Source organism: Polaromonas sp. P1_G4 (assembly GCF_056405475.1).
Genome location: NZ_JBFUCA010000561.1, coordinates 1 through 2,640, shown reverse-complemented (window position 1 = coordinate 2,640; position 2,640 = coordinate 1). Strand labels below are relative to the sequence as shown.

Genomic DNA, 2,640 nt, shown 5'->3' with positions numbered 1-2,640 from the left:
CTACTACCCCTGATGCCCGCAGGGCCCGCCATCATGGGGCGGTGACAGGTTCCAGCCCGGTTTTCCGGATGACGGGCGCGGCCGCCGCAGTGGTAAAGAAACGAATCAATGCACGTGCGGCATCCTGCTCGACAGCATCGGCGGCAATGCCTGCTGAAAACACGGTGACGCGCTGCACTTCATCCGGCAGCGGCCCCACATAGTCGATGCCCGGAACCGGAAGCAGTTCGCTGACCTGCTGGAAGCCCAGTTCGGCATCGCCGCGGGCCACCACGCTGCCCACCCGCTCGCTGAGTATTTTGGTGCTTTTGCCTGCCACCTGCGCGGAAATTCCCAGGCGCTGGAACAGCTCGGTCGAAATATAGACACCGCTCGCGCTGGCCGAGTAGGCAATGGACCGCGCGTCCAGCAGCGTGCGCCTGAGCGCGTCGACCGTGCTGATGTCCGGCTTGGGCGCACCTGCGCGTACCACCATGCCGATCAGTGAGCGCACCAGGTCCACCCGGCTGCCGGCTTGCACCTTGCCCTGGCTCACGAGCGCATCCAGCGCCGGCGCCGCCAGGATCACGATGTCGGCCCGCTCCTTGCGCGCCAGCCTGTTCGGGATGGCGTCCGGCGCGTCGCCCATGGACGCGCCATAAGCGGCAATGACCTTGTGCCCGGTTGCACGCTCAAAGGCCGGCACCAGTTCGTTGTAGGCGGCGGTAAAACCACCCGAGGTCATCACATGTATATCGGCCGCCCAAGCGCCGCCGCCGGGCCACACCAGCACGGGCAGCAGCAGCCAGAAGATCCTGCAGAACTTCAGAAGTTGTTGCATGCCATCTCCTCGCTTTCTTCGACTTCTTCGACTTCTTCGACTTCTTCGACTTCTTCGACTTGCTGCGTGGATGCGTGACTCAGCGCACGCACTCAAACCCGTACTGCTCGGGGGTCGGCTTTGTCACCAGCCGGGCATGCAGGCCGCGCTTCTGGCATTCCATTTCAGCGATGTCGGTGGCTTCGCCCAATTTCGACGGGCGGGCTTTGACCACAATCTGCTTTTCATTGACGCTGACCAGTTCGGCGGCGCAACCGGAGATCAGGACGCAGGCGAGCAGGGGGAACAGTGTTTTCATGGTTGTTTCCTTCTAAAGATAAAGATAAAAATCAAGATAATTTTTGCCGTCAGGATTTTTAAGTAAAAATCGGTTGAAACCCTTTGTGGATAAGCGCGACCAGCTATCAATTTGGTAGCGTATTGCGGCCGCGCCTACCCCAGCCCCAGCGCTTTGTACACCCGCAGCGCGCCATAGGCATCGTTGGCCGCGTAAATGATCTGCGCTTCCGTCAGCCGTTCATTGGCCCAGTTGGAGGTGGCGGCTTTCTTGGATTTGAGGAAGCGCTTGTTGAACATCACGGCCACGGCGCCGCGCACGCCCATGTCCTTGCGGTAGCCGCGCTCGCGGAACACCACGTTCAGGTCCAGCACGCCCTGCAGGTCTGTGCCCAGCTTGCGGATGATGCGGCGCTGGTCGTCCCCCAGGCCGAAGCCGGCCTTGATGATGGCAGGCGAGCTCAGCAGCAACCCGACCACGCGGCGGCATTCGGCATCTTCGAGCTGGAAGATCCAGGCCTTGTCGAGCGTCGAAAGCTGCACGATGTGCGGCCCTTCAGACGCCTCGTTTTTGGCAAAGGTCGGTTTCGACTCGGTGTCAAAGCCCAGCACCGTGGCGCCGGCCAGGGCCTGCAGCGCTGCGGCGGCCTGGGCCGGTGTCGCCACCACCTGGATCTGTCCCAGGCTCAGCCGGTCGAACGGCTCCAGCAGGGCAATTTCTTCTTTTCCGGGGGTCGGGTGACGCTCTGTCATGGGTATTGGGGCATAAGTGGGCAAAAAACAGGGCTGCGGCAAGGTCTGTGCAAGGCTAGAGCTTACAGTCAGGGTTGGCGCATTACATCGGACGCCCCCGACCGCCCTCACTCACCCACATCATGGCAGCAGCACAAAGCATCACCACCGAGCAATACAAGCTCTTTCCGTCGCCGCGCAACCGGCACCGCACGATTTTTCTGCACCAGGTGTTTGTGCCGCACTCCTTCATGCTGATCGACATGGAAAGCTACGGGCTCAAGGGCAAATACAGCCTGTTCGGCGCCTGCCGCCTCGCCGACATGCGCATGGGGCAACTGGTGACGATGGAGCTGCCCGAGGACGAAGCGACCTTCAATGCGAAGTTTGTGCCGGACTGACACGAGCCGCGCATTCAGCCCGATTTACCGCATGCCGCTGACGCCGCGCAGCATTTCATGCACATCGTGTGTCATCACCGCCAGAAACGCCGCCAGGGCCAGGTAATAAAAGCCGTACTCAAACCGCGTGGCGGCGCTGGTGGCGTAATAGGTTTTCGCTTCTTCGCTGTCTGATTTGTAGCGTATGGCCTTCAGCAGCTGCGGCCCGGCCAGCAGCGCCATCAGGATCAGCATGGGGCTGGGCCGCCAGAAGAACAGGCCCACCAGCACCGGCACCCCCAGAAACCAGATGCGCGGCGACAGCACCGCGGTGATGCGGCCTCCGTCAAACGGAGACAGCGGAATCAGGTTGAAGAGGTTCAGGAAAAAGCCGGAATAGGCAATCGCCAGCAGCAGGTTGCTGTCCTGGTC

Annotated in this window: 4 protein-coding genes and 1 pseudogene; 1 reads left to right on the top strand and 4 read right to left on the bottom strand. The window is 61.6% G+C overall.

The window, feature by feature from the left end; translation table 11 throughout:
* Positions 1-31: 31 nt before the first annotated feature.
* The 3 genes from AC1D1X_RS20500 to AC1D1X_RS20490 form a co-directional block, all read right to left on the bottom strand.
* Positions 32-820 carry a substrate-binding domain-containing protein gene (locus AC1D1X_RS20500; protein WP_477670989.1) on the bottom strand — a complete coding sequence of 263 codons (789 nt, stop codon included), beginning with the start codon at positions 818-820 and terminating at the stop codon, positions 32-34.
* A gap of 79 nt (positions 821-899) precedes the next feature.
* Positions 900-1,118, bottom strand: a complete 219-nt coding sequence (locus AC1D1X_RS20495; RefSeq protein ID WP_477670988.1) for a hypothetical protein — start codon at positions 1,116-1,118, stop codon at positions 900-902.
* Between the two features lie 134 nt (positions 1,119-1,252).
* On the bottom strand, positions 1,253-1,849 hold the full coding sequence (locus AC1D1X_RS20490; protein ID WP_477670987.1) for a 3'-5' exonuclease: 597 nt from the start codon (positions 1,847-1,849) through the stop codon (positions 1,253-1,255).
* Positions 1,850-1,971: 122 nt separating this feature from the next.
* On the opposite strand from AC1D1X_RS20490, the gene AC1D1X_RS20485 reads away from it, so the two are divergent.
* The gene (locus AC1D1X_RS20485) at positions 1,972-2,229 is read left to right on the top strand and encodes a hypothetical protein (RefSeq protein ID WP_477670986.1); all 258 of its coding nucleotides are present in this window, start codon (positions 1,972-1,974) and stop codon (positions 2,227-2,229) included.
* A 24-nt stretch (positions 2,230-2,253) separates the two neighbouring features.
* On the opposite strand, the pseudogene AC1D1X_RS20480 reads toward AC1D1X_RS20485, so the two are convergent.
* Positions 2,254-2,640, bottom strand: a pseudogene (locus AC1D1X_RS20480) (site-2 protease family protein); the annotation flags it as partial.

Bases quoted from the DNA above. Each gene is read 5' to 3' on its own strand.
- AC1D1X_RS20500 (WP_477670989.1), bottom strand. From the start codon at position 820: ATGCAACAACTTCTGAAGTTCTGCAGGATCTTCTGGCTGCTGCTGCCC.
- AC1D1X_RS20495 (WP_477670988.1), bottom strand. From the start codon at position 1,118: ATGAAAACACTGTTCCCCCTGCTCGCCTGCGTCCTGATCTCCGGTTGC.
- AC1D1X_RS20490 (WP_477670987.1), bottom strand. From the start codon at position 1,849: ATGACAGAGCGTCACCCGACCCCCGGAAAAGAAGAAATTGCCCTGCTG.
- AC1D1X_RS20485 (WP_477670986.1), top strand. From the start codon at position 1,972: ATGGCAGCAGCACAAAGCATCACCACCGAGCAATACAAGCTCTTTCCG.